24 protein-coding genes are annotated in these 25,784 nt (G+C 63.3%); 8 read left to right on the top strand and 16 right to left on the bottom strand.

Features of this window, described 5'->3' with window-relative positions; translation table 11 throughout:
- Positions 1 to 30: 30 nt before the first annotated feature.
- Genes IOD17_RS02040 through rpmE form a run of 3 tightly spaced genes read right to left on the bottom strand, consistent with a single transcriptional unit; the run spans position 31 to position 2,509 of the window.
- A complete protein-coding gene (locus IOD17_RS02040) occupies positions 31 to 1,470 on the bottom strand; it encodes a M48 family metalloprotease (RefSeq protein ID WP_233683448.1) in 1,440 nt (479 codons plus the stop codon).
- Entirely contained in the window at positions 1,467 to 2,267 is an 801-nt protein-coding gene (locus IOD17_RS02035; RefSeq protein WP_233683447.1) for a thermonuclease family protein, read from the bottom strand. The genes IOD17_RS02040 and IOD17_RS02035 overlap by 4 nt, the downstream gene beginning before the upstream one ends.
- A 26-nt stretch (positions 2,268 to 2,293) precedes the next feature.
- Entirely contained in the window at positions 2,294 to 2,509 is a 216-nt protein-coding gene (rpmE, locus tag IOD17_RS02030) for a 50S ribosomal protein L31 (RefSeq protein ID WP_090249983.1), read from the bottom strand.
- 155 nt (positions 2,510 to 2,664) lie between these two features.
- Here rpmE and IOD17_RS02025 point away from each other — a divergent pair, with 155 nt between their 5' ends.
- From IOD17_RS02025 to IOD17_RS02015, 3 genes are all read left to right on the top strand, one after another.
- The gene (locus IOD17_RS02025) at positions 2,665 to 4,884 is read left to right on the top strand and encodes a primosomal protein N' (protein WP_233683446.1); all 2,220 of its coding nucleotides are present in this window, start codon (positions 2,665 to 2,667) and stop codon (positions 4,882 to 4,884) included.
- 291 nt (positions 4,885 to 5,175) lie between these two features.
- Positions 5,176 to 6,555, top strand: a complete 1,380-nt coding sequence (gene dbpA / locus IOD17_RS02020) for an ATP-dependent RNA helicase DbpA (protein WP_233683445.1) — start codon at positions 5,176 to 5,178, stop codon at positions 6,553 to 6,555.
- Between the two features lie 60 nt (positions 6,556 to 6,615).
- The gene (locus tag IOD17_RS02015; protein ID WP_233683444.1) at positions 6,616 to 7,851 is read left to right on the top strand and encodes a diguanylate cyclase domain-containing protein; all 1,236 of its coding nucleotides are present in this window, start codon (positions 6,616 to 6,618) and stop codon (positions 7,849 to 7,851) included.
- Between the two features lie 33 nt (positions 7,852 to 7,884).
- On the opposite strand, the gene IOD17_RS02010 is transcribed toward IOD17_RS02015, so the two are convergent.
- Positions 7,885 to 8,622, bottom strand: coding sequence for a substrate-binding periplasmic protein (locus IOD17_RS02010; protein ID WP_233683443.1), 738 nt, complete (start codon positions 8,620 to 8,622; stop codon positions 7,885 to 7,887).
- A gap of 133 nt (positions 8,623 to 8,755) precedes the next feature.
- Between IOD17_RS02010 and IOD17_RS02005 the strand changes: the two genes are divergently transcribed.
- Positions 8,756 to 9,940: an NAD(P)/FAD-dependent oxidoreductase gene (locus IOD17_RS02005; protein WP_233683442.1), complete on the top strand. Its 1,185-nt coding sequence runs from the start codon at positions 8,756 to 8,758 to the stop codon at positions 9,938 to 9,940.
- Between the two features lies 1 nt (position 9,941).
- On the opposite strand, the gene IOD17_RS02000 is transcribed toward IOD17_RS02005, so the two are convergent.
- A complete protein-coding gene (locus tag IOD17_RS02000) occupies positions 9,942 to 10,736 on the bottom strand; it encodes a substrate-binding periplasmic protein (protein ID WP_233683441.1) in 795 nt (264 codons plus the stop codon).
- Positions 10,737 to 10,890: 154 nt separating this feature from the next.
- Here IOD17_RS02000 and yccS point away from each other — a divergent pair, with 154 nt between their 5' ends.
- Positions 10,891 to 13,062, top strand: coding sequence for a YccS family putative transporter (gene yccS / locus IOD17_RS01995; RefSeq protein WP_233683440.1), 2,172 nt, complete (start codon positions 10,891 to 10,893; stop codon positions 13,060 to 13,062).
- Positions 13,059 to 13,541, top strand: coding sequence for a GreA/GreB family elongation factor (locus IOD17_RS01990; RefSeq protein WP_233683439.1), 483 nt, complete (start codon positions 13,059 to 13,061; stop codon positions 13,539 to 13,541). Before yccS ends, IOD17_RS01990 begins: the two co-directional genes overlap by 4 nt.
- Here the strand turns inward: IOD17_RS01990 and IOD17_RS01985 are convergent.
- Positions 13,538 to 14,293, bottom strand: coding sequence for a substrate-binding periplasmic protein (locus IOD17_RS01985; RefSeq protein WP_233683438.1), 756 nt, complete (start codon positions 14,291 to 14,293; stop codon positions 13,538 to 13,540). The two genes, IOD17_RS01990 and IOD17_RS01985, sit on opposite strands and share 4 nt — an antisense overlap.
- A gap of 190 nt (positions 14,294 to 14,483) precedes the next feature.
- On the opposite strand from IOD17_RS01985, the gene IOD17_RS01980 reads away from it, so the two are divergent.
- The gene (locus tag IOD17_RS01980; protein ID WP_233683437.1) at positions 14,484 to 14,717 is read left to right on the top strand and encodes a DUF2789 domain-containing protein; all 234 of its coding nucleotides are present in this window, start codon (positions 14,484 to 14,486) and stop codon (positions 14,715 to 14,717) included.
- Here the strand turns inward: IOD17_RS01980 and IOD17_RS01975 are convergent.
- From IOD17_RS01975 to IOD17_RS01965, 3 genes are all read right to left on the bottom strand, one after another.
- Positions 14,700 to 15,224 carry a YgjP-like metallopeptidase domain-containing protein gene (locus tag IOD17_RS01975; protein WP_233683436.1) on the bottom strand — a complete coding sequence of 175 codons (525 nt, stop codon included), beginning with the start codon at positions 15,222 to 15,224 and terminating at the stop codon, positions 14,700 to 14,702. The two genes, IOD17_RS01980 and IOD17_RS01975, sit on opposite strands and share 18 nt — an antisense overlap.
- 88 nt (positions 15,225 to 15,312) lie before the next feature.
- On the bottom strand, positions 15,313 to 16,413 hold the full coding sequence (locus IOD17_RS01970) for a PQQ-dependent sugar dehydrogenase (protein WP_233683435.1): 1,101 nt from the start codon (positions 16,411 to 16,413) through the stop codon (positions 15,313 to 15,315).
- 31 nt (positions 16,414 to 16,444) lie between these two features.
- Positions 16,445 to 16,900: a hypothetical protein gene (locus tag IOD17_RS01965; RefSeq protein ID WP_233683434.1), complete on the bottom strand. Its 456-nt coding sequence runs from the start codon at positions 16,898 to 16,900 to the stop codon at positions 16,445 to 16,447.
- Between the two features lie 177 nt (positions 16,901 to 17,077).
- Here IOD17_RS01965 and IOD17_RS01960 point away from each other — a divergent pair, with 177 nt between their 5' ends.
- Complete coding sequence (locus tag IOD17_RS01960) at positions 17,078 to 18,043, top strand: alpha/beta hydrolase (RefSeq protein ID WP_233683433.1); 966 nt, start codon at positions 17,078 to 17,080, stop codon at positions 18,041 to 18,043.
- Here the strand turns inward: IOD17_RS01960 and IOD17_RS01955 are convergent.
- The 7 genes from IOD17_RS01955 to IOD17_RS01925 all read right to left on the bottom strand — a co-directional run bounded on the left by IOD17_RS01955 (position 18,040) and on the right by IOD17_RS01925 (position 25,741).
- Positions 18,040 to 18,465 carry a hypothetical protein gene (locus IOD17_RS01955; protein ID WP_233683432.1) on the bottom strand — a complete coding sequence of 142 codons (426 nt, stop codon included), beginning with the start codon at positions 18,463 to 18,465 and terminating at the stop codon, positions 18,040 to 18,042. The genes IOD17_RS01960 and IOD17_RS01955 overlap by 4 nt on opposite strands.
- A 218-nt stretch (positions 18,466 to 18,683) precedes the next feature.
- Entirely contained in the window at positions 18,684 to 19,748 is a 1,065-nt protein-coding gene (gene fba, locus IOD17_RS01950; RefSeq protein ID WP_090380503.1) for a class II fructose-bisphosphate aldolase, read from the bottom strand.
- A 105-nt stretch (positions 19,749 to 19,853) separates the two neighbouring features.
- On the bottom strand, positions 19,854 to 20,174 hold the full coding sequence (locus tag IOD17_RS01945) for an MliC family protein (RefSeq protein ID WP_392541043.1): 321 nt from the start codon (positions 20,172 to 20,174) through the stop codon (positions 19,854 to 19,856).
- A 16-nt stretch (positions 20,175 to 20,190) separates the two neighbouring features.
- Positions 20,191 to 21,351 carry a phosphoglycerate kinase gene (locus IOD17_RS01940; protein ID WP_233683430.1) on the bottom strand — a complete coding sequence of 387 codons (1,161 nt, stop codon included), beginning with the start codon at positions 21,349 to 21,351 and terminating at the stop codon, positions 20,191 to 20,193.
- A 3-nt stretch (positions 21,352 to 21,354) separates the two neighbouring features.
- Positions 21,355 to 22,410 (bottom strand): erythrose-4-phosphate dehydrogenase, encoded by a 1,056-nt coding sequence (gene epd / locus IOD17_RS01935; protein ID WP_233683429.1) that lies wholly within the window; start codon positions 22,408 to 22,410, stop codon positions 21,355 to 21,357.
- 68 nt (positions 22,411 to 22,478) lie between these two features.
- Complete coding sequence (gene tkt / locus IOD17_RS01930; RefSeq protein ID WP_233683428.1) at positions 22,479 to 24,479, bottom strand: transketolase; 2,001 nt, start codon at positions 24,477 to 24,479, stop codon at positions 22,479 to 22,481.
- A 137-nt stretch (positions 24,480 to 24,616) separates the two neighbouring features.
- Complete coding sequence (locus IOD17_RS01925; RefSeq protein ID WP_233683427.1) at positions 24,617 to 25,741, bottom strand: TDT family transporter; 1,125 nt, start codon at positions 25,739 to 25,741, stop codon at positions 24,617 to 24,619.
- Positions 25,742 to 25,784 lie beyond the last annotated feature (43 nt).

The raw sequence follows: 25,784 nt of genomic DNA, 5'->3' as shown, positions 1-25,784 counted from the left end.
GACTGACGAGTCCGGATACGCACGCAGGCCCTAGCGTACGACTTTGAGCCAATCACCGGGGCGAGGCTGGCCGCTGGGGTAGAGGTTGTTGAGCAAGCGCAGAGCCTTCACTGCATCCCCCGCCAGAGGGCTGTCCTTGGCCAGACTTTCCAGGGTCTGACCCGGCTTTACCTTGACCAGTTGCAGCCGCTGCGGCTGCGCCTGCATGTATTCGGCAGCGGTCATCGGGCGAAAGCTCTTGATCACGCTGAGAAACTGCGCATCCTGGCTCTCCAGCGAGGCCTGCCCGCGCACCGCCGCAACGAACAGGTACGCCCGCGTGCCATGCTGGATCACCGCTATCCGCTTGGCGGCATTACCCGGCAGCACCGCACTGTAACCCGTGAGGCCAGCCTGCTGTAACTCGACACCCGCCACCAGGCGCTGGCCGCCGACGCGCTGGCGCAGCAGCTCAGCCGGCGCCAGCTTTTGCGGATTGTCGTCCAGCGTCATGGCGATAAATGCCTGCTGATCGGCAGTGTGACCGATCAGCGCATCCGGGCGATTGAGTAGGTTCCAACCCTGGGGAAAAGCCAGGGTGAAGTTCAGATCCGCATGATAAAAGCGCTGACCACGGCGCACCCCGGTTTCAGCCGAATCGCCAAAAGGCAGGCCGTCGAGGCGCTTGAGAAAGCCCTCGCGATTGACCTCCTGCTGACCGGTGGCCAGGGCGCGTGCAGGGCCCAGCACCTGTTGCAGACGTCGATCATTGTCCGGGTGAGTGTCGAACAAACCGTGATAACCGCCCGCCGGCTGCGCTTCGCCGCGCTCGGCAGCCTGGTCACGGGCGAAGTCTTCCTGATTCTTCAACACCTTGACCACGGCGACCATGGCCTGCGGATCATAGCCGCTACGCGCCAGATACTGCGCACCGAGGCCGTCGGCCTCCAGCTCCATGTCGCGGCCATAGCCGCGAACAACGGCGCCACCGAGCACACTGGTCACATCGGCAGCGGCACCCACGCCAGTACCAATTGCCACCGCCTGGCCCAGCAACCCCCAGGCAGTGGACTGGCTCTGCTGCTGCACGCTGTGCCGCGCGCTAACGTGACCCACTTCATGACCGAGCACAGCAGCCAGTTCGGCCTCCGAGCTGAGGTAGGCCAACAATCCGCGATGGATATAGATGTAGCCACCTGGCAAGGCAAAGGCGTTGATATCCGGGCTGTCCACCACCGTGAACTGATAAGCCAGTTGATTGCGGTGGCTGTTCTTCGCCACCCGCTCGCCCACCTGCTGCACATAGGCTTGCAGCTTCTCGTCGGCGTAACGCGGATTTTCCTTGAGGATCTGCTGGTTGTAGCGGCGCCCGAGGTCAAGCTCCTGCTGCTCGCTCATCATCACGAAATTATTGCGCCCGGTCGCAGGATTAACCGCACAGCCGGCAAGTTGGCCCAGCAGAACGAGTAGCAGCAATGCACGCACGTTCATGGCAGCACCTCCAGCATGCTCTTGTCGGTCAACGGCAACATCCAGCGCGCCTGCCCGGCACGCAGGCCGCCGCGTTTCGCGCGATCGACCACCCAACCGCGCGCCTCGATCTGCTGCCCGGCCAAGCCTTGGACAGCGCGCAGGTCAAAATTGTCCACTGCACGCGGGGCGATATGCAGCACCAGCGCATCCTCCATTTCCAGCCATACGCCACCGCCATTGCGCTCGACACGCTGGACCCGACCCTGCACCAAGGCAAATCCGCCACGGGCTATCTGTTTAGCCGCCTGCACTGGTGAACGCTGCCAAAGCCCGGTACGCGTCTCTCTTGCACGACGCTCGGCGGCTTGCTGACACGCCACCAACGCCAGATTGGGCGCCACCGCCACCCGATAGCCCAGACCTTCGGCGAGCAGCTGCGCTTCCAGATTGCGCCCCTGGCTGTCATAGGCGTGCGCCAGGGTGCGCCCGTAATGGTCCTTGGCTTGCCGGCCAAGCTGCAAGGCCACCTGCCCCTCACTGGCCGCCACCAGCGCCTGCAAGCGCTTGCGTGCGGCTTCGGCAAATGGTTCGGCGGAACGGCCCTGGCGGCCCAGTTCGGGACTGTTGATGCCAATCAGACGTACATTGCGTCCGTCGGCCAGACGCAGGGTGTCACCGTCAACCACGCGCTGCACCTTGACGCTGGGCAGCTTGCCCGGCGCCGGGCAGAACGCCAGCGCGCCGCCGGCATAAACGCCGAAAACGAAAAAGGCGCCCACAAGGGACGCCTTTTTCAGTAGCGAGGTGCAAACCATGTGGGTCTGCGTCGCTGCGCGCAAGCTTACTGCTTGGCGCCGAACATGCCGAAACGCTGCTTGAAGCGATCAACACGGCCGCCGGTATCCAGCATTTTCTGCTTGCCGGTGTAGAACGGGTGGCACTCGTTGCACACGTCCAGGCTCAGTGGCTTGGCCAGGGTGGAGCGAGTTTCGATCACGTTGCCACAGCTGCAGGTGGCGGTGACGGCTACATAGTTCGGGTGGATATCGGCTTTCATGATGATTCCTCAGGGCTGTCGTGCCGCCACCAGACACTATTGTCAGGTACCGCACGGAAATAGGCCGGCGATAATACCAGAGCACCGCAGCGACGCAAGGCCGGCTGTCGCTTGCCTGCGTGCTAAGATCGCGCCCTTGCCACTGGAGCCTCTGCGTGCCCGACGTGATTCTGCGCCTCGCCCTGCCCTCGCCGCTGCGCCGCCTGTTCGATTACCGTGCCCCGCTCGGTGTGCCGCGCAGCGCCTTGCAGCCAGGGGCGCGGCTGCGGGTGCCGTTTGGCCGACGCGAGATGATCGGCATATTGATCGAAGTCACAGAGCACAGCGACGTGCCGGCCGACAAGCTCAAACCCGCCCTGCAATTGCTCGATGCCCAATCGCCGCTGCCGCCCGCACTGTTCAAGCTGTGCCTGTGGACCGCGCAGTATTACCAGCACAGCCTCGGCGACACGCTGAGCTGGGCGCTGCCGGTGCTGCTGCGCCAGGGCGAGCCGGCGGAAGTGCGCCAACAGCGCTTCTGGTCGGTCACTCCCGGTGCACAACTGGACGACCCACGCCTGAGCCGCGCACCGCGCCAGCGCGATGCGCTGAAAACCCTGGCCCAGCACCCCCATGGCGTTGCCCATGCACTGCTGAGCAAATTACAGCTGAACAAGGACAGCCTCGACCTGCTGCTGGAAAAGGGCCTGGTACAGATTGACGTGCGCCGCCATGCGCCAAGCGAGCGCCACGCCAACTGGCTGGCCCAGCCGGAACTGCCGCTGAATGCCGAACAGCGCGCGGCCAGCGCGGCGATCCGTTCAGGGTTCGGCAGTTTCAACGCCTTTCTCCTCGCCGGGGTGACCGGCAGCGGCAAGACCGAGGTCTACCTGCAACTGATCCGCGAAACCCTGGAGGCCGGCAAGCAGGCTCTGGTGCTGATCCCGGAGATCAACCTAGGCCCGCAGACCCTGGCGCGTTTCGAGCAGCGCTTCAACGCGCGCATCGCCCTGCTGCATTCTGCAGTCAATGACCGCGAACGCCTGGACGCCTGGCTGGCCGCGCGCGACGGTGAGGCCGATATCATCATCGGCACCCGCTCGGCGCTGTTCACCCCGATGCAGAACCCCGGGCTGATCATCATCGACGAGGAACACGACGCCTCCTATAAACAGCAGGAAGGTCTGCGTTACCACGCCCGCGACCTGGCGGTGGTGCGCGCCCATCAGGAGAACATCCCAATCGTGCTGGGCTCGGCCACACCCTCGCTGGAAAGCCTGCACAACGCCCACAACGGCCGCTACGCCCTGCTGCATCTGCGTGAACGCGCTGGCGGTGCCAAGCAGCCGCGCTTTCTGCGCCTGGATGTAAAAAGCCGACCGCTGGATTCTGGCATCTCCGGGCCCATGCAGCAGGCCATCGGCCAAACCCTGCAAGCCGGCCAGCAGGTGCTGGTGTTCCTCAACCGCCGCGGTTTCGCCCCGACCCTGCTCTGCCACGACTGCGGCTGGTTGTCCGAGTGCCCACGCTGCGACGCGCGGATGACCGTGCACCAGCGCTCACGCGAGCTGCGTTGCCACCACTGCGGCCACGTCGAGCGCCAGCCGAGCAACTGCCCGAAATGCAACACCGTCGACCTGCGCCCGGTTGGCGCAGGCACCGAACGCGCCGAAGAACGCCTGGAGATTCTCTTCCCCGGTGTGCCGGTGTTGCGCGTCGACCGCGACAGCACCTCGCGCAAGGAGGCCATGACCAGCCTGTTCAATACCGTGCAGCGCGGCGAACCGTGCATCCTGGTCGGCACGCAGATGCTCGCCAAGGGTCACCACTTCCCGCGCGTAACCCTGGTGGCGATTCTCGATGCCGATGGCGGGTTGTTCTCGGCGGATTTTCGCGCCAGCGAGCGCATGGCCCAGCTGATCGTACAGGTCGCCGGCCGCGCCGGACGCGCCGAAGAGCCAGGCAAGGTGATTATCCAGAGCCACTTGGCCGACCACCCTTTATTGGTGCAGCTGACCGAGCAGGGCTACTTCGCCTTCGCCGAACAGGCCCTCAGTGAGCGCCGCAGCGCTGGCCTGCCGCCGTTCTGCCACCTCGCCCTGCTGCGCGCCGAAGCGCACAAACCCGGCCAGGCCGAAGGTTTTCTCGACAATGCCTGCACGGAAGCCGAACTGTTGCTCGGCGAGTTGGCACTCAGCGGCATCGAACTGCTCGGGCCGATTCCCGCACCGATGGAGCGCCGCGCCGGTCGCTACCGCGCCCAGTTACTAATCCAGGCCAATGCCCGTGCCCCGCTGCACCGCCTGCTCAACAGCTGGATGCTGGCCTTGGAGCAGATGCCCAGTGGCCGCGCGGTGCGTTGGTCGCTGGACGTAGACCCCATCGATCTGTTCTAGAACCTTTTTACGATCTGCTGCGCGTCGGCCCTACTGCGTTAAAAACAGGCTCGGCAAGCCGCTTGCGGCTAACGCGCTTTAGCGCGACCCGAAGGGCGAGCTAAGCGAGTTATGCTCATTTACACCAGTAAACTCCGCTTCCTCGCCTGTTCTTGCCTTGCATGGCTCTAGCTCGCGAGATCATAAATAAGGTTCTAAGCCGCACCGGCCCACGACCGGCTGCCTGTTAACGTCAGGGCGTAGGGCGCAGCCTGTTACACTGCACGCCATTTCGTTTAGCAGGCCTGCACCGTGACTCAAACCGCTTTCTCTTCTCTGCCGCTTTCCGCCGCCATGCTGGCCAACCTCGAGTCCCTCGGTTACGCCGAGATGACGCCGATCCAGGCGCAGAGCCTGCCGGTCATGCTCAAGGGCATGGACCTGATCGCCCAGGCCAAGACCGGCAGCGGCAAGACCGCCGCTTTTGGCATCGGCCTGCTCAACCCGCTCAACCCACGCTATTTTGGCTGCCAGGCGCTGGTGCTTTGCCCGACCCGCGAGTTGGCCGATCAGGTGGCCAAGGAGCTGCGTCGCCTGGCGCGCTCGGCAGACAACATCAAGATTCTCACCCTGTGCGGCGGTGTGCCGTTCGGCCCGCAGATCGGCTCGCTGGAACACGGCGCGCAGATCATCGTCGGCACCCCGGGGCGCATCCAGCAGCACCTGAGCAAGGGCACACTGAAGCTCGACGGTCTGAACACCCTGGTGCTCGATGAAGCCGATCGCATGCTCGACATGGGCTTTTACGACAGCATCGCCGACATCATCGGGCAGACCCCGAGCCGCCGGCAGACCCTGCTGTTCTCCGCCACCTACCCGGCCGGGATCAAGCAACTGGCCGCGGCCTTTATGCGCGACCCGCAGCAGGTCAAGGCCGAGGCCCTGCACGACGACACGCAGATCGAACAGCGCTTCTACGAAATCGCCCCGGAAGAGCGCCTGGACGCCGTGGTCAAGCTGCTCAACAGCTTCCGCCCACAGTCCTGCGTGGCCTTCTGCTTTACCAAGCAGCAGTGCCAGGACGTGGTCGACCATCTGACCGCCAAAGGCATCTCGGCCGCTGCGCTGCATGGTGACCTGGAGCAACGCGACCGTGATCAGGTGCTGGCAATGTTCGCCAACCGCAGCCTGTCCGTGCTGGTGGCCACCGATGTGGCCGCACGCGGCCTGGATATCGACGCGTTGGACATGGTGATCAACGTCGAACTGGCGCGTGATTCGGAAATCCATATTCACCGCGTCGGCCGCACCGGACGTGCCGGTGAAAAGGGCCTGGCCGTGAGTCTGGTCGCACCAGCCGAAGGCCATCGCGCCCAGGCCATCGAGACCCTGCAAAAGTCGCCACTCAACTGGCATCCGCTGAGCAGCCTGAAACACCAGGGCGGCGCGCCGTTGCAGCCATCGATGATCACCCTGTGCATCGGCGCCGGGCGCAAGGACAAACTGCGTCCCGGCGATATTCTTGGCGCCCTGACGGGCGCAGCCGGCATCCCTGGCGCGCAGGTCGGCAAGATCGCCATTTTCGACTTCCAGGCTTATGTAGCCGTTGAGCGCGTCGTCGCCATGCAGGCACTCAAGTGCCTCAGTGAAGGCAAGATCAAAGGTCGTTCGCTGCGCGTGCGTACCCTATAGTTGCCGCATGAGCTAAGCAGACGGCCGCAGTGATGCGGTCAGCGACAGAGGAGTATCCCCTTGCGCAATATCCTGGTGATCGAAGACAGCCCACTGGTGCTGAAGATTCTCGAACATCTGTTTCGCAAGGAGACGGGCTTCCAGCCCATCTTCTGCGCCTCCATGGGTGAAGCCCAGGTGATACTGGAAACCTCGGCCGAGCTGTTCTTCGCGGCTATCGTCGACCTCAACCTGCCGGACGCCCCGGACGGTGAGATTGTCGATGTGGTGATGAGTTACCACCTGCCCTGCATCGTCCTCAGCGGCACCTACAACGAGCAGCGCCGCGACCAGATGCTGCTCAAGGGCGTGGTCGATTACGTACTCAAGGAAAGCCAGCACTCCTACGAGTACGCCTTCCGCCTGTTGCACCGCCTGGAAAGCAACAGTGCGGTAAAGATCCTCATCGCCGAGGACTCCGAGGCCACCCGTCACTACATCCGCCATGTTCTAACCCCGCACCGCTACCAGATTCTCGAAGCCTGCGACGGTGACGAAGCCCTGCGCCTGCTCAAGGAGCAGCCGGATATCGACCTGCTGGTGGTCGACCACAGCATGCCGGGACTCAGCGGTTTTGATCTGGTCAAGCTGCTGCGGCAGAAGATGAAACGCCACGAACTGATCATTCTCGGCCTGTCTGCCGACACCAAGGGTTCGCTTAGCGCAAAGTTTATCAAGCACGGTGCCGACGATTTTCTGCGCAAGCCCTTCTGCCCGGAAGAACTCAACTGCCGGGTGATGTCGACCCTGGAACGCCGCGACCTGCTGCGCGCCCTCAAGCAGGCCGCACAGTTTGATGCCCTGACCGGCTTGAACAACCGCCGCGCCTTTTATGAGCACGGCCAGCAACTGTTCCAGCAGGCCCGCTCGGGCGGTCGCGACCTCAGCGTGGCGATGCTCGATCTGGATTTCTTCAAACGGATCAACGACGAACACGGCCACGCCAGCGGTGACGCCGCACTGATCGCCTTTGCCCGGGCATTTTCTGCGGTGTTCCCCGATGCTCTGCTCGGCCGTCTGGGCGGTGAAGAGTTCGCCATGGTCAGCCAGCAGGACGCCGCCACCCTCAGCGACGCCCTCGACCAGTTGCGCAGCTACTGCGCCAGCCTGAAATACGCCGTTGGTGCACCGCCGCTGTCGTTCAGCGCCGGCATCTACCACGGTGCCCCGGACGACCTGGAAAGCCTGCTGCACCAGGCCGACCTGCGCCTGTATCAGGCCAAGAGCCAGGGCCGTGGGCGCAACTGCTGGCAGTGACCAGCGCTGGCTAACAATGCAGCAGTGAAGACTCTAAAGCCCATGACGCAGAAAGATCTGCGCATAACTGCCATCGGCGCGCATGTCCTCAATCGCCTTGTTGAAGGCATCGGCAATCTGCCGGTGCTGCGGGTGTTTACGGCTGATCAGAATATGCAGGCCGTTCTCACTTAACGGCTGCGGCAGAAACTCCAGCTGATCACGAATCCCGGCCAGGCTACGGCTCAGGTGATAGCGCGCCACCAGCTCGTCCTCCAGGGTCAACTGCACCCGCCGCGCCTGCAACATGCGCGCACCGACCTCAAAGCCGACCACGCCGACCTTGGTCAGCCGGCTGTCCTGATCAAACTCGCTGGAGTAGGCATAACCGCGCACCACGGCAATGCTGTAGGGGTACAGGTCGGGCAACTGGGTGAATTTGATCTGGCTGCCCTTGCGTTGCAGAAAACGGATGCGGTTGATCAGGTAAGGCTGCGAGTAATGACCGAAGACGGCCCGCTCATCGGTGTACCAGGCGTTGATCAGCACATCGTAGGTGTCCTGCTGCAACCCGCGCACCGCACGCTCCCAGGGCACCTGGGCATAGCTGGTGGTGTAGCCGGCACGAGTCAGCGCCGTGGCCACCAGGTCAGAAGCCACGCCGTTATTCAGTAGCGTCTGATCATTGAACGGTGGCCAGGGGTCAGCCACCAGCCGCAGGGCTTGCGCAGCATTGCCATGCAAGGGCAGCAGGAGCACCCACAACAGCAGGCAAACACGCGTTCCATTCATCAATCGCGGTCCAGAAATCACAGAGTGCTAAGCCTAGTCGATCACCGGTCCAGGCACACCTCATAAGCCATCAGTTAAGATGCGCGCTGTTTTGCGCCCGCAGTGGCGCGGGTCGTAGGTTGAGGAAATTGCAGTGCTGACACCCCAGGTCGTGATTATCGGAGCCGGTGCCGCCGGGCTAATGTGCGCGCTGACAGCGGCGGCGCGCGGGCGTCAGGTGCTGTTGCTCGATCACGCCAACAAGGCCGGCAAGAAGATCCTGATGTCCGGTGGCGGGCGCTGCAATTTCACCAACATGTACTGCGAGCCGAGCAACTTTCTCTCGGAAAACCCGCACTTCTGCAAATCCGCCCTGGCGCGCTATACCCAGTGGGACTTTATCGGCTTGGTGGCCAAGCATGGCGTGCCCTACCACGAGAAGAAGCTCGGTCAGCTGTTCTGTGACAACAAGGCCAGCGACATCCTCGGCCTGCTGCTCAGCGAGTGTGACGAAGCCGGCGTAACGCTGCGCCTGGACACCTCGGTGGGCGAGATCAGCAAACTGGACAACGGCTATCAGCTGCACACCAGCGCCGGCGTGGTGCGCTGCGAGTCGCTGGTAATCGCCACCGGCGGCCTGTCGATTCCGACCCTCGGTGCCACCGGTTTCGGCTATCAGGTGGCCAAGCAGTTCGGCCATAACCTGCTGCCAACCCGCGCCGGTCTGGTGCCGTTTACCCTCACCGACCCACAACTCAAGGCGCTGTGCAGCGAACTGTCCGGCACCTCGGTGGAAGACTGTGTGGTGAGCTGCAACGGGCAGAGCTTCAAGGAAAATATCCTGTTCACCCACCGCGGCCTGAGTGGCCCGGCAATCCTGCAGATTTCCTCGTTCTGGCAACCGGGCCAAGCCATCAGCATCAACCTGTTGCCGCATATCGACCTGCCCGAGTGGCTGGAACAGCAACAGCGCGAACGCCCCAACAGCGAGTTGAAAACCCTGCTGGCCGAGCTATTTACCAAGAAAATGGCCGGCCTGCTGGCGGACAACTGGTTCGCCTCCAAACCGCTGAAGCAGTACACCCACGCCGAACTCAAGGCGATTGCCGAGCAGCTCGGTGACTGGCAACTGGTGCCGGCCGGCACCGAGGGTTATCGCACCGCCGAGGTGACATTGGGCGGCGTGGACACCCGAGAGGTGTCGTCGAAAACCATGGAGTCGCTGAAATCGCCTGGGCTGTATTTTGTCGGCGAAGTGCTGGATGTCACCGGTCACTTGGGCGGCTTCAACTTCCAGTGGGCCTGGGCCTCAGGCTACGCCGCCGCGCAGTTTGTCTGATTCAAGGGGCCGGGGCCGGCTCAAGCGGTGGCAGCGGCTCGCCCGGTAACCACTTGTGATGAATAGCGGCAAAGCTGCCGTCCTGCTTCATCGCGTTCAACTCGCGCTGCCAACGGCTGATCAGCGCATCATCGGTTTGTTGAGAAAAGGCGATATAGCTGTCGCTGTGCATGTAGTTGAACAGCAGCTGCACCTCGTCGGCCTGGATATCGCCCTGGGCCAGCAGCGCATTGATGCTCAGGTTGTCCAGCACCATCAGCTTGACCCGCCCCCGCTTGAGCATGCTGACCACCTGCGCCGGCCCGGTAACCGGGGTCAGGTTGCTGAAGCCGTCGGCCAACAGGCGCTGGTGGCTGTACCAATCGCGCGGCACGGCTATCTCACCGTACTCACGGGCTTCCTCAGCGCGGCTGATCGAGAGAAAGGAGCGGCGCAGGGCGTAGAAACTGGTGACGTTGCGGGTAACCGGCCCGACCCACTTGAACAGGTGCTCACGCTCACGGGTGCGCATGGCCACAAACAGTCCGGTGTTGGCGCGGGTCAGGGCCTCCTGATAACCACGCGCCCAGGGCACCACGCTGATCGGCGCATTCTGCCCGGTGCGGCGCATGATTTCTTTCACCACCTCGGTGGCCAGACCAGCCGGCTCGCCGTTCTGACTGAAATTGATCGGCGGGTACTCTTCGGTAAACAGCCGTAACGGCTCGGCCGTCAACGGTGCGCACAGCAGACTGGCGAACAGCAACGGGAGCAACGCACGCAACGAGGTGAACAGCACGGCGGATGCCTCACGCAAACAGCGAATGATTTCAGCGTAGCTGCCATGCGGATTCGTACCACGCGCGCAAGCCCGGCAACCGATAAATAAGCATGAAACGCCTGCGATGGCTGCCAACTCGGCACAGACTCCGTTAGGCTGCTACCTGTTTACGCTTGCTCAAGGCCGGGCCATGCCATCGCGCTCATTACCTTATTCGCTACGCCGCCTCTGGGCTCAGGATAAATTCAGCTACAGCCTGCGGGTGTTTATCGCCCTCAGCGGCGCGCTGCTGTTGTGCTGGTCGCAGGGCTGGATGCATGCATTGATTCCGCTGTTTCTCGGGGTGATCGCCAGCGCCCTGGCGGAAACCGACGACAGTTGGCAGGGCCGCCTGGGAGCGCTGCTGGTCACCCTCGGCTGCTTTAGCGTCGCCGCTTATGCGGTGGAGTTTCTCTTCCCCTATCCCTGGCTGTTTGTCTGCGCCCTGGCGCTGTCGAGCTTTGCTCTGACCATGCTCGGCGCACTCGGCGAACGCTACGCCACCCTCGGCGCGGCCACGCTGATTCTCGCGGTGTACAGCATGATCGGCGTGGAGCAGCGCGGCGGTGCGGCGGGCCTGTGGCAGGAGCCTCTGCTGCTGGTGGCCGGTGCGGCCTGGTATGGCCTGCTGTCGGTGCTGTGGAATGCGCTGTTTGCCAACCAGCCGGTGCAGCACAGCCTGGCGCGGCTGTTTCGCGAGCTGGGACGCTACCTCAAGCTCAAGGCCGCGCTGTTCGAACCGCTGCGCCAGCTGGATGTGGAAGAACGTCGCCTGGCCCTGGCCAAGCAGAACGGCAAAGTGGTGGCGGCACTCAACGCAGCCAAAGAGATCATCTTGCACCGGGTCGGCAATGGCCGGCCGGGGCCGAAGGTCAGCCGCTATCTCAAGCTGTATTTCCTCGCCCAGGATATTCACGAGCGCGCCAGCTCCTCGCATTACCCCTACAACGAGCTGGCCGAGGCGTTCTTCCACAGCGATGTGCTGTTCCGCTGCCAACGCCTGCTGCGCCTGCATGGCGAAGCCTGTCAGCGCCTGGCCCAGGCCATCGAGCTGCGCCAGCCGTTCGAGTACCGCGAGCTCTGCCGCCAGGCACTGACCGACCTGCACGACTCGCTCGAACACCTGCGCATGCAGAGCAACCCAGCCTGGCGTCACCTGCTGCGCTCACTCGGTGCGCTGGCCGGCAACCTGCGCAGCCTGGATGCGCTGCTGGGCAATGCCAGCAACCCCGATGCCCTCGCCGAAGAACAAGACAGCAGCCTGCTCGACCGCGAACCGCAGTCACTCAAGGACGTCTGGGAACGCCTGCGCCTGCAACTGACGCCCACCTCGCTGCTGTTTCGCCACGCCCTGCGCCTGTCCATCGCCCTGGCCGCCGGCTATGGCGTACTGCACTGGATTCACCCGGCGCAAGGCTACTGGATCCTGCTGACCACGCTGTTCGTCTGCCAGCCGAACTATGGCGCGACCCGGCTCAAGCTGGTGCAGCGCATCAGCGGCACCGTACTTGGCCTGCTGATCGGCTGGGCGCTGTTCGACCTGTTCCCCAGCCCGCTGATACAGGCGCTGTTCGCGGTGGTCGCCGGGGTGGCGTTCTTCGCCCTGCGCAGCACGCGCTACACCCTGGCCACGGCTGCCATCACCCTGCTGGTGTTGTTCTGCTTCAACCAGGTCGGCGACGGTTACGGGCTGTTTATTCCGCGCCTGGTCGACACGCTGCTCGGCAGCCTGATCGCCGGCCTGGCCGTGCTGCTGATCCTGCCGGACTGGCAGGGTCGCCGCCTCAACCGTCTGCTGGCCAATACCCTGAGCTGCAACAGCCGCTACCTGCAACAGATCATTGCCCAATACACCAGCGGCAAGCGCGACGACCTGGCCTATCGCCTGGCCCGGCGCAACGCGCACAACGCCGATGCCACACTCTCGACCACCCTGGGCAATATGCTGATGGAGCCGGGGCATTTTCGTAAGGAAGCGGATATTGGCTTCCGCTTTCTGGTGCTCTCCCACACCCTGTTGAGCTACCTTTCGGGCCTTGGCGCACACCGCGGTGAAACCAGCCTGAGTGGCAGCGACAACCCGCTGCTGGCCAGCGCCAGCCAGTTGGCCGCCAGCCTGGAAGAGATTGCCAGCTGCCTCAGCGATGAGCGCCCGGTAGCCATCCACAGTGACGCCGAAGAGCAGCTGGCCCGTGAGCTGGAAACACTCAGCGATGACCTGGATGACCAACAACGACTGGTGCAAACCCAACTGGCGCTGATCTGCCGCCAACTGGGGCCACTGCGCACCCTGGCCGCGCACCTACTGAAGAAGCAAACATGAACAAAGCCCAGCTGCTACAACAGGTAATCGCCCGCCTCGAAGATGACCTGTTGCAGGCCCAACAGGCGGCACTGACCGCCTACGAAGCGGCGACCCATGAAGAAAATATCGCCGAAAACAAATACGACACCCTGGGTCTGGAAGCCTCTTATCTGGCCACCGGACAGGCCCGCCGCGCCGCCGCCATTCGCCAGACGCTGGCCAACTGGAAGCAGCTGGTGCTGCGTAGCTTTGACCCACAACTGGGCATTCAACTCGGCGCGTTGGTTGAGCTAAACGACGAGCAAGAGCGCCGCCAGTGCCTGTTCCTCGGCCCGGACGGCGCAGCGATGAAGCTGCAGCAGGATGGCCAGGCCGTGCAGGTGATCGGCCCGCAGGCACCGCTGGGACAAAGCCTGCTCGGCAAACAGATTGGCGACGAAGTGACCCTGCGTCTGGCCAGTGGCGTGCAACTGTTGGGAATAGTGCGCGTCGTCTAAGGAATTTCCACCTGCCAGTCGGCAGCCAACTGCGCCAACCGACCTTGTTCGGTCATCTGCTGCAGCGCCCGGTCGAACTGCTCACGCAAAGACCGGTAACGCTCATCGCGGGGAAAGGCAAAGTAGCCGTCCTGCAGGTCGATCGGCGTTTCTAGTTGTTCGAGTTTGTCAGCCAGCCCCAATGCTAGAAGCGCCGGCTGAGTATTACGCTGATTACTGGCCAGAAGCTCCAGGCGGCCGGCAGCGAGCATCTTCAAGCCATTCTCGACCTGTTCCACGGTGACCAATTCGAGCTGCTCACGCCGGCTGTCGAAACCCGCGCCATAGAACCAGGCACGCACTACGCCAATGCGCCGACCAAGCAACTGCTGATAGTCGCCGTCCCAGCGCAACACGCCGCCGCGCGGGCGGTAAAAAACGATGTGGTCGCGGTAGAAGGGCTGTGCGGAGAACACTAAGAGCTGCTCACGCGCAGCGTTCTTGTAAGGCCCGATAAGGATGTCGGCCTCCCCGCGGGCCACCATGTGCTGCGCACGGGCCCAGGGATACAACTCGAAGCGCACCTGATAGCCCAACGGCTCCAGCGCCTGGCGCAATACACTGGTGGCGAGGCCGCTATAGCTGCTGCCGTGCTGCTCAAATACGCCGGGAAAGTTACTGCCTACAGCCAAAAGTTCGCGCGCCGCCAGGGGCGGGATCAGCAGCACACAGCAAAATGCCAGCGACAGCCTGCGCAGAAAGTTCAAACACATGGAGACAGTGGCCTCAGCCATGGAGTGGCGGTATCTGCCAGCCTAGCAGGTCAGCCCCGATGCACGCCACAATACCCAGGCCCGCTCGGCAAAACACCTGCATACAGCGGTTCGAGTGCCTGCCTGTCGATAAAGCTGCTATCACTTGATAGTCAGCCTATTCCTTCGCCATCCAACCTCAGGAGCCCCCATGCAAGCACATACCCACAGCCTGCCGTCACTGTTCAAACAACTTGGCCTGGATCATGACCAGGCCAGCATCGAGCGTTTTATCAAACAGCACTCGCCTTTAGCGGAAGACTGCCGGTTGGCCGACGCGCCGTTCTGGGACAAGGCGCAAGCGGCCTTTCTGTGCGAAGAAATTCTTGAAGATGCTGACTGGGCCGAGGTGGTCGATCAGCTCAATCTACTGCTGCGGGGCTGACAATTCACCGGCCGTACCCGGCAACTCGCGCCAGGTCAGGTATACGCGCAGATCGAACTCCAGCTGGTGATAGCCCGGCAGCATGTACTCGCAGAGTTTGTAGAAAGCCTTGTTGTGCTCGGCCTCTTTGAGGTGCGCCAGCTCGTGCACCACGATCATCTGCAGAAATTCCGGCGCGGCGTCCTTGAACAACGAGGCCACACGGATTTCCTTCTTCGCCTTGAGCTTGCCACCCTGCACCCGCGAGATTGCCGTGTGCAGACCGAGGGCCCGATGAGTCAGGTCGAGGCGACTGTCGTAGAGCACCTTGTCGATGGCCGGGGCATTGCGCAAATGCTCCTGCTTGAGGCCCTGGATATAGGCGTACAGCGCCTTGTCGCTCTGAATCCCGTGCTTGCCGCTGTAAGAGCGCGCCAGGTAATCGCCCAGACGCTGCTCGGCAATCAGCTGGCGAATCTTGTCTTGCAGCTGGGCCGGGTAGCCTTGCAGGTATTTAAGCGGGGTCATGGTCGAAGCAGTATGGGCACAGTAAGGCCGTGGATTATGCCGCACGCCGCACGCGTCAGGGTGCGGCGTTCAAGGTCATTCGGCGGAGCTACTGCTTCGGCAGCACACGCAGCAGCCGTCCCTCGGCGCTGTCAGTCAGCAGATACAACGCACCGTCCGGGCCGCTGCGAACATCGCGGATACGCTCGCCCAACTCTGCAAACAGCACTTCCTGCTCGACCCGCTTGCCGTCTTGCAGGCGAATGCGGCGCACGCTGCGTTCGGCCAGGGTCGAGGCAAACAGGTCGCCCTGCCATTCGGGGAACAGCGCGCCGCGATACTGGGTCAGGCTCGACGGTGCCACCGAGGGCGTCCAGTGCAGCAAGGGTTGCTGCAGACCGGGCAGCTCGGTGTACGGCGAAATCTGCGCGCCGGTGTAGTCGATGCCGTAGGTGATCAGCGGCCAGCCATAGTTATTGCCGGGTTTGATCAGGTTCAGCTCGTCACCACCGCGCGGACCATGCTCATGGCTGTACAGGCGTTGCGACTCGGCGTCATAGACGATGCCCTGCACGTTGCGGTGGCCCAGGCTGTAGATCTCTGCGGCCGCGCCGGTCTGGCCCACCAGCGGGTTGTCCTTGGGAATGCTGCCGTCGCGATTGAGGCGCACGATCTTGCCGAGGTGGTTACTCGGGTCCTGGGCCTGCTCGCGCCAGTCGAAGCCATCGCCCAGGGTCAGCACCAGGCTGTTGTCTGGCAGCCAGGCCATGCGCCCGCCGTAATGCGCGGCACCGGACTTGGCCGGCTGCGCGCTGAACAGCACTTGCACGTCCTGCAGCTGACCATCGACCAGCCGAGCCTTGCTCAGGCGGGTGTTGTTGGCCTGGGTAGTGCCGTAGGCATAGCTCAGGTAGAGCTGCTGATTGCTGGCAAAATCAGGGTCGAGCAGCACCTCCATCAACCCGGCCTGGGCCGCGACAAAGCCTTCGGGCACGCCACCGACCGGCTGCGGATTGAGGCTGCCGTCCTGCTCGATGATACGCAGGCGACCGACTCGCTCGGTCACCAGCATGCGCCCATCCGATAAAAAGGCCATGGACCAGGGATGCTCCAGGCCTTCAGTCACGGTTTCGATGCGGTAATCCATGGCGCTGGCCAGGCTGCTGCCAAGCAGACCAAGCAACAGCAGGGCACGGGAAGTATTCAGCATGGCACGGGCCTTATGGTCGAAGTGGATGGAGTCAGGCGTGAACTGCCGACGCGCGCTGCGCCAGGCTGGCGAACAACAGCGCCCCCAGGCTGCCGCAGGCCATCAAGCCGAGGGTGCCGGCCAGGCTGCGGTTGGCGCCAATCAGCGTCGGCATCGGCAACAGCGCATTGGCCAGCGCCATGGCCGCCAGAACCGCCAGTGCCCCAGCCAGGGCAAATAGCAGCCAGCGCCCACCTGGCCAACTGCGCGTCAGCAGGCTGGCAGATGGCAAGGCAAAGACAAAACCGAGCAGCACCAGCACCGCGAAGGTCGGGCTGAAACCGAGCAGATCCAGGCCGGTGGTGTGCAGGCGCACGCTCAGCGACATCGGCGCGCCAAGGGCCTGCAGATTGGCCAGGTTGAACTGGGTCTGCAACACACTGCCCAGTGCGCTCGCCAGCAGCACGGCCAGTAGAAAGTACAACAGGGTGCGGAGTTTGCTTGGCATGCGGGCGAATATCCGGGAAAAGGGTGCGCCGAGTATGGCCCAGCCTGCGCACCCACAGATAGTCGGTGTTTTACATGGTTTTTCCACGCACACGGATGGGCGATGGCAGCAGGCACCGGGCTGTAGCAGAATGCCGACAGCCATCCTGCCGACAACAACTCACACAAGAACCGCACGATGAAAAAAGCCCTGTCCCTTGCTGCGCTGACCCTCGCACTGCTTGTCGTAGTATTCATCCTCGGTCCCGTGCCACCCGTCGACACGCCACTGACGCCTGCCCAGTTGCCCGCCGACCTTGAGCGCTACCTGAGCGAAAGTGAAGCGCGCCACGCGGACATCACCCCCGGCGCGGAAAAAACCATCGTCTGGGCTTATCCGGATAAGCGCCAGACCGACCTGGCGATCATCTACCTGCATGGTTACTCGGCCACTCGCCAGGAAACCGCACCGCTCAGCGACCGACTGGCCCAGCAGCTGAGCGCCAACCTGTTCTACACCCGCCTCACCGGTCACGGCCGTAGCGAGGCCGCGATGGCCGAGGCCAGCGTGCAGGACTGGCTGCAGGACAGTCAGGAGGCCCTGCAGATCGGCCAGCGCTTGGGCAAACAGGTGCTGGTGATCGGCACCTCCACCGGCGCCACCCTGGCCACCTGGCTGGCCTTGCAAGGCGATAATCCGCAGACGCTGGCCTACGTCATGGTGTCGCCGAACTTTGCTCCCAAAGACCCAGCCGCCACCGTACTCACCTGGCCCTGGGCCACGCACTTTGTACCCCTGTTGCTGGGCCCGGAACATCAGTGGCAACCGCGTAACGCCGAGCAGGCGCGCTACTGGAGCCACCGCTACCCGGTGCAGGCGCTGCTGCCGATGATGGCGCTGGTGAAATACATGCGTGAGCAGCCGCTGGAGCAGATCAGTGCGCCGATTCTCACACTCTATTCACAGGACGATCAGGTGGTCAGTGCCCCCGCCATCGAGGCCGCCTTTGCCCGCTTCGGCTCGCCGCACAAACAGCTGATTGCCCTCAAGGACACCCAGGATCCGTCACACCACGTGCTGGCCGGCGATATCCTCTCGCCGCAGGACACGCCACGGGTGCAGGCGGCAATTCTGGCGTTTCTCGCCGGCCTACCACCGCGTTAGTCGATACGGCACACCGCCGTACTGAAGGCGCAGGGTTTGTCTGCCAGGTAGCTGCGGTAGATCTGCAGTAGCTGTGGGGCCGTCAGGCGACAGGCCTGCGCCCGGCACTGCGCATTAAAGGCAAAGGCGCTGTGTTCGGCTTCGGCCAGGCGAATATAAAGCGCCGGCCAATCAGTGACGGGGGCATCGGCCGGGGTAAACAGCAAGCGTCCATCGCGCTGCACCAGCGGCGCGCCGACCGCCGCGTAGTCGTAGACAAACAACAGGGTACGCGAGACCTTGGTGGTGCACTCGGCACGGCTATCACAGCGCTGCGGATCGCTCGCCATGGTTATGGCGACTGGCGGCTCGCCAACCGGCGGCTGACTGGCACAGCCGGCCAATACGGCTAGTCCGACCAACAACGCGATCAACCTCGTCATAGAGTCCTCCTGGATAACGACTCAGAACCTATTGCATGCGATAAGGCACAAAGTCGTAGGTTGGTGTTGAGCGCAGCGAAGCCCAACAAGCAGCGGCCTTCTCGTTGGGCTTCGTCGCGTTGCTCCTTAACCCAACCTACCCATCGCATGCACCACAACACGGGGACATAGCCAACAAAAAGCCCCGCTTCGGCGGGGCTCTCAGTACAGCAACAGCGTTAGTTAACCTTGGCCGCTAATTCGCCTTTAGCGTAGCGCTGGAACATGCCTTCCAGGGAGATCGGTTTGATCTTCGAGGCGTTGCCGGCGGTGCCGAAGGCTTCATAACGGGCGATGCAGATGTCGCGCATGGCGGTCACGGTGGCGCCAAAGAATTTGCGCGGGTCGAACTCGCTTGGGTTGGTGGCCATCAGACGGCGCATCGCACCAGTGGAGGCCAGACGCAGGTCGGTGTCGATGTTGACCTTGCGCACGCCGTACTTGATGCCTTCGACGATTTCTTCAACCGGTACGCCGTAGGTTTCTTTGATGTCGCCGCCGTACTGGTTGATGATCGCCAGCCACTCTTGCGGAACAGAAGAGGAACCGTGCATCACCAGGTGGGTGTTGGGGATGCGCTTGTGGATTTCCTTGATGCGGTCGATGGCGAGGATGTCACCGGTCGGCGGCTTGGTGAACTTGTAGGCGCCGTGGCTGGTGCCGATGGCGATGGCCAGGGCATCGACCTGGGTGCGCTTGACGAAGTCAGCGGCTTCTTCCGGATCAGTGAGCATCTGGCTGTGGTCGAGTACGCCTTCGGCGCCAACACCGTCTTCTTCGCCGGCCATGCCGGTTTCCAGGCTGCCCAGGCAACCCAGCTCACCTTCCACGGAAACGCCGCAGGCGTGGGCAAACGCCACGGTCTGCTGGGTCACGCGGACGTTGTAGTCGTAGTCGGCCGGGGTCTTGCCGTCTTCTTTCAGCGAGCCGTCCATCATCACCGAGGAAAAGCCCAGCTGGATCGAGCGCTGGCAGACGTCCGGGCTGGTGCCGTGGTCCTGGTGCATACACACCGGGATATGCGGGAATTCTTCGATGGCCGCCAGAATCAGGTGGCGCAGGAACGGCGCGCCGGCGTATTTACGGGCGCCAGCGGAAGCCTGGACGATCACCGGGGAGTCGGTCTTGTCGGCCGCTTCCATGATCGCGCGCATCTGCTCGAGGTTGTTGACGTTGAAGGCCGGCACGCCGTAGCCGAATTCGGCGGCGTGGTCGAGCATCTGGCGCATGCTGATAAGTGCCATGGTGTTCTTTCTCCCGGTGGGGTTAATCGTGCAAGCCTGCCGCAGGGGCAGGCGCTATTCAAGTCATTCAGACCGGGAGCAAACCCGGCCTGTATTCAAGTCGTTTCAGGGTGCCTTGCAGCCACGGCCGATCAGGTCATCGTTGGCCGTCCAGTACACCAGCCCTTCTTCGCCCTTGGTATGGAAGGACAGCATGCCGTCGCTGTACAACGCCCCGGAAGCTGCAGGCTCCTGAGTCAGGCGATAAACGATATCGCCGCCGCCCAGGCGCACGTCAACCGACTCAAGGCTGCTGTCGGCAAAGCGCCAGAGCACTTCGGCCTGACTGTCGCAGACCCAGCGCGTCCAGTTGTCCGAGGGTGCCGGCTGGCTGGCGCATGCGCCTAACAGAGCGGACAACACCAGCAGGGAAACAGGCTTCAGCATGGCCATCACTCCTTAATTACTTGGCGCGCTGTTCCAGCACGTCAACGGCCGGCAGCACTTTGCCCTCGACGAACTCGAGGAAGGCACCACCACCGGTGGAAATGTAGGAGATATTCGCCGCCACGCCGTACTTGTCGATGGCCGCCAGGGTGTCGCCACCGCCGGCAATGGAGAACGCCGAGCTTTCGGCGATGGCCAGGGCCAGGGCCTTGGTGCCATTGCCGAACTGGTCGAACTCGAACACGCCCACAGGGCCGTTCCACAGGATGGTGCTGGAGGCCTTGAGCATCTCGGCAAACATGGCCGCGGTCTGAGGGCCAATGTCGAGGATCATGTCGTCTTCGGCCACGTCGGCCACGGCCTTGATGGTGGCTTCGGCGTCTTCGGCGAAGGCCTTGGCCACCACCACGTCGACCGGCAACGGCACGCTGACCTTGGCCGCGATGGCCTTGGCGGTGTCGACCAGATCCGCTTCATACAGCGACTTGCCCACTGGCAGGCCGGCAGCGGCGAGGAAGGTGTTGGCGATACCGCCGCCGACGATCAGCGAGTCGCAGATATCGGCCAGGGAGTTGAGCACGTCCAGCTTGGTCGACACCTTGGAGCCGGCGACGATGGCCAGCATCGGACGGGCCGGTGCACCGAGCGCCTTGCCCAGGGCGTCCAGCTCGGCCGCCAGCAGCGGGCCGGCGCAGGCGACCTTGGCGAACTTGGCTACGCCATGGGTCGAACCCTCGGCGCGGTGAGCAGTGCCGAAGGCATCCATGACGAACACGTCGCACAAGGCGGCGTATTGCTGGGCCAGTTCATCGGCGTTTTTCTTCTCGCCCTTGTTGAAGCGCACGTTCTCGAACAGCACGATCTCACCGGCTTTCACCTCGACACCGCCCAGGTAGTCCTTGACCAGCGGCACGTCGCGATCCAGCGCCTTGCTCAGGTAGGCCGCGACCGGCGCCAGGCTGTTCTCTTCGCTGAATTCGCCCTCGGTCGGACGCCCCAGGTGCGAACAGACCATGACCGCTGCGCCCTTCTCCAATGCCAGTTTGATGGTCGGCAGGGAGGCGAGGATGCGCGCGTCGCTCTTCACCGCGCCGTCTTTTACCGGCACGTTGAGGTCTTCGCGGATCAGCACGCGCTTACCGGCGAGGTCGAGGTCGGTCATCTTCAGAACGGTCATATATCAGTCCTTCACGGGGGCTGGAGTAGTCAGGGAGAGAAAGTGTTCAGCAACATCGAGCATGCGGTTGGCAAACCCCCACTCGTTGTCGAACCAAGCCAGCAGGTTGACCAGACGCGGCCCGGAGACGCGGGTCTGGCTGCCATCGACGATGGCCGAATGCGGGTCATGGTTGAAGTCGCAACTGGCGTGCGGCAGTTCGGTGTAGGCCAGCAAGCCCTTGAGCGGGCCGCTTTCCGCGGCCTGGCGCAACACGCGGTTGATCTCCTCGGTGGAGGTGTCACGCGCGGTCTGCAGGGTGATGTCCAGGCACGACACGTTCACCGTCGGCACACGAATGGCTTTGGCCTGGATACGCCCGGCAAGCTCTGGCAGCAGGCGCTCGATACCACGGGCCAACCCGGTAGAGACCGGAATCACCGACTGAAAGGCCGAACGCGTGCGGCGCAGGTCTTCGTGGTGGTAGGCGTCGATCACCGGCTGGTCGTTCATCGCCGAGTGGATGGTGGTGATCGACACATAGTCGATGCCCACCGTCTCATTCAGCAGCTTGAGCAGCGGTACGCCGCAGTTGGTGGTGCAGGAGGCGTTGGACACCAGCTGCTCGGCGCCGCTCAGGCAATCCTGATTGACCCCGTAGACCACTGTGGCGTCGATATCCGCTTCACTGGCCATCGGTTGTGACAGCAGCACTCGCGGCGCGCCAGCCTCAATAAAGCGCTGCGCTTCGCTGCGGCTGGTGTACTGACCGGAGCATTCGAGCAGCAGGTCGATATCCAGCGCCGCCCAGTCGATGGCTTCCGGGCTGGCCTGGCGCAGAACTTTTACGCAGTCGCCGTTGATATGCAGGCAATCGCCGTCGACCTTCACCTCACCGGGGAAACGCCCATGGGTGGAGTCGAAACGGGTCAGGTATTCGATGCTGGCCTGATCGGCAAGATCATTCAGCGCGACGATTTCCAACTGCGCTCCCGCACCGCGCTCATGCAACGCACGCAGCACGCAGCGGCCAATACGGCCGTAACCGTTGAGGGCAATTCGATAGGGGCGCTTGGACATGTTGGTCTCGATAGGGAGCCGTAGGATGGGTGAGCCGCAATGCGGCATCTCACCCATCATTCGCCGGATCAGGCGTCGAGCAGCTCGGCGGCGGTTTCCAAGATGTTTTCGACGGTAAAGCCGAATTCCTCGAACAGCGCCGGAGCCGGGGCCGACTCACCGAAGGTGGTCATGCCAATGATGCGACCCTCCAGGCCCACGTACTTGTACCAGTAGTCGGCGTGCGAGGCCTCGATGGCGATACGCGCACCGACCTGCAGCGGCAGCACGTCCTGCTTGTAGCCGGCGTCCTGAGCGTCGAACACACTGGTGGACGGCATCGACACCACGCGCACCTTTCGCCCGGCGGCGGTCAGTTTGTCGTAGGCGGCCACGGCCAGACCGACTTCCGAACCGGTGGCGATCAGGATCAGTTCCGGCTCGCCAGCGCTGTCCTTGAGCACGTAACCGCCACGTTCAATATCACTAAGCTGCTGGGCATCACGGCTCTGGTGCGGCAGGTTTTGGCGGCTGAAGATCAGTGCTGACGGGCCGTCTTTGCGCTCGATGGCGTATTTCCAGGCCACGGCGGACTCCACGGCGTCGCATGGGCGCCAGGTGTCGAGGTTCGGCGTGCCGCGCAGGCTGGCCAGCTGCTCGATCGGCTGGTGAGTCGGGCCGTCTTCACCCAGACCAATGGAGTCGTGGGTGAATACATAGAGCACACGCTGTTTCATCAGCGCCGACATGCGTACGGCGTTGCGGGCGTATTCCATAAAGATCAGGAAGGTCGCGCCGTACGGCACGAAGCCGCCGTGCAGGGCCACGCCGTTCATGATCGCGCTCATGCCGAACTCGCGCACGCCGTAGAACATATAGTTGCCGGACGCGTCGTCTGCCGACACACCTTTGCAGCCTTTCCAAAGGGTCAGGTTGGAGCCGGCCAGGTCGGCCGAGCCGCCAAGGAATTCCGGTAACAGCGGGCCGAACGCGTTCAGGGTGTTCTGGCTGGCCTTGCGGCTGGCGATGGTTTCACCCTTCTCGGCGACGTCCTTGATGTAGGCAGCGGCTTTCTCGGCGAAATCAGCCGGCAGCTCACCGCTGATACGGCGGTTGAACTCGCTGGCCAGCTCAGGGTGGGCAGCGGCATAGGCGGCAAAGCGCTCGTTCCACTCGGCTTCAGCGGCGGCACCCGCGTCCTTGGCATCCCACTCGGCGTAGATGTCCGCCGGGATTTCGAACGGGCCATGGTTCCAGCCCAGGGTGGCGCGGGTCAGGGCGATTTCGTCATTGCCCAGCGGCGCGCCGTGGCACTCTTCCTTACCCTGCTTGTTCGGTGAACCAAAGCCGATGGTGGTCTTGCAGCAGATCAGGGTCGGGCGGTCGCTGGCCTTGCGCGCGGTCTCGATGGCCATCTTGATTTCGTCGGCGTCGTGGCCGTCGACATTGCGGATCACCTGCCAGCCGTAGGCTTCGAAGCGCGCCGGGGTGTCGTCGGTGAACCAGCCTTCAACTTCACCGTCGATGGAGATGCCGTTGTCGTCATAGAACGCCACCAGCTTGCCCAAGCCCAGAGTGCCGGCCAAGGAGCAGACTTCATGGCTGATGCCTTCCATCATGCAGCCGTCGCCGAGGAAGGCGTAGGTGAAGTGGTCAACGATCTGGTGGCCGTCACGGTTGAACTGCGCGCCCAGTACCTTCTCGGCAATGGCGAAACCGACGGCGTTGGCAATGCCCTGACCCAGCGGGCCAGTGGTGGTTTCCACGCCTGGGGTGTAGCCGTATTCCGGGTGGCCCGGGGTGCGGCTGTGCAGCTGGCGGAAGTTTTTCAGGTCTTCGATGCCCAGGTCGTAGCCGGTCAGGTGCAGCAGCGAGTAGATCAGCATCGAGCCGTGGCCGTTGGACAGCACAAAGCGGTCACGGTCGGCGAATTTCGGGTTGCTTGGGTTGTGCTTGAGGAAGTCGCGCCATAGGACTTCGGCGATATCCGCCATGCCCATCGGGGCACCGGGGTGGCCGCTGTTGGCTTTCTGCACGGCATCCATGCTGAGGGCACGAATGGCATTGGCTCGCTCACGACGGCTGGGCATCACTGAATCTCCTGCGGGGGCTGCTTGGGCAACTGAGGGTCGAAAAAGGCGGCCATTTTCGCCCAGCAGCGCCATGGGGGCAATCACAGATGGTCGTTAAGCCCAGACAATCAGCGATTAGCCCCCGGTCAGCCGCCTCAAATCGATGCTTGCGTGGCCAGACAGGGGGCGCGAAACAGCTCACCGTGCCACAAACCGTGCAGCGTACGGCGCATCACCAGCCCCCAGACCAGCACCAGCTTGGCTGCCAGCAGCAGGCCCACCCAGGTGAAGAAGGCCAGGCCGGTCAGCTGCTGCAAGGCAAAGGTGGCCAGGGTGAACACCCCCAGCGGGAAGGTGAAACCCCACCAGCCCAGGTTGAACGGCAGCTCACGGCGCATGTAGTGCTGGGTAAACAGACTGGCCGCCACCAACCACCACAACCCCGCGCCCCACAGCGCCAACCCACCGACCAGGCCCAGTTGCTGCGCCATTTCGGCCGCACCCTGCAACGCGGTGCCCTGCCAGGCCTGCGGCGCCGCTTGCCCCAGGCTGATCAAGCCCAGGCAACCGGTGGCCAGCGGCCCCAGTGGCAGCCAGCTGCTGGCGGCAAAATCCATATCCGGCAACTTGTGCAGGGCCAGGCGCAGCAGCACCAGGGCGATCAGGGCAAACGCCAGGCTCAGCGACAAGCCCCACAGCACATAGCCCAGACTGAGTAGTAATTGCGCCGATTCCGCAGCCAGGTGCGGTGCCAAGGCGGCCGCGCCGCTGGCCACCACCTCCGGCGCGACAATCGGCAGCAGCCAGACGCCAGTCAGGGTTTCCAGCACATGCTTCTGCCGGGTGAACATCAGGTACGGCACCCCCAGCGCCACACCAATCGCCAGCACCAACGCCAGCCACCACAAGCCATGGGCCAGCATCACGATGGGCGCACCATGCACCGGCACGGCAAACAGCAGCAGGCCGTTGATCACCTGCACCAACCCCATGGGAATCGCGCCGAGAAACATAGACTGCACAGGGTGATCGAGCATCGGCCACAGCGTGTCGCGAAACAGCAGCAGGCGCGCGGCAAACAACAGGCTGAACAGGCCAAACAGCAGCGCGGTCAGCCACCACAGGCCTTCGGCCAGCAGCATCTGCCCAGGGAAAGACAGCGGCAACTTGGCCACCACCTGGGCCAGCACGCCGGTGCCCATGGTCATGGCGAACCAGTTGGGGGTGAATTGACGAACAAAAGCCAGCGGCTCATGCAAACGGGTAAAGGGGCGCAACATCACGGCATTCCTCACAGACAATCGCCACTGGCGATCCATGACT

The sequence above is a fragment of the Pseudomonas anguilliseptica genome (genome assembly GCF_021375795.1).
In the GTDB taxonomy this organism is placed as follows: Bacteria; Pseudomonadota; Gammaproteobacteria; order Pseudomonadales; family Pseudomonadaceae; genus Aquipseudomonas; species Aquipseudomonas anguilliseptica_A.
This window is presented reverse-complemented; position numbering and strand designations above follow the sequence as displayed.